Genomic DNA, 443 nt, shown 5'->3' on the forward strand with positions numbered 1-443 from the left:
CAAACTCTCAGTCGGTGAAAGCACTACCTTCGATGTCGTTATCGACGACGCAGATGGTGGTATTAATGCGGTTTCGGCGATAGTCAACGTGACGAATACATCTGTTGCAACAGTAGAGAACGCGACGGTTATCGCAAACGGAGCTCAAAGTACGACCGACATTACGACCACGAACGAGTCGGTTCATATCAACGCAACAGGCCTCGAGACTAACCAAACAGGATCTGTGACGATTGCCACTGTGCAAATTCGTGGCGTCAGTGCTGGGTCTTCAAATGTTGCTCTCGACATTGAATCACTGACAAACGAGAGCGGTATAGAGTACACTGTGACAGATGAATCGAATGCCTCTGTGACTGTGTCGCCGGTCTTGCCGCCGGTTGGTGTGTCCGACCAGCCACCGAACGACCTGAACGGTGACGGGTTGTTCGAGGATGTTAACG

At 51.2% G+C, this 443-nt stretch carries 1 protein-coding gene; it reads left to right on the forward strand.

All coding sequences use genetic code 11. The features are described from left to right. A partial coding sequence (locus AUR66_RS21915) for a hypothetical protein (protein ID WP_197409726.1) occupies positions 1–443 on the forward strand: 443 nt, incomplete at both ends.

This window comes from Haloferax profundi (assembly GCF_001469865.1).
GTDB lineage: Archaea > Halobacteriota > Halobacteria > Halobacteriales > Haloferacaceae > Haloferax > Haloferax profundi.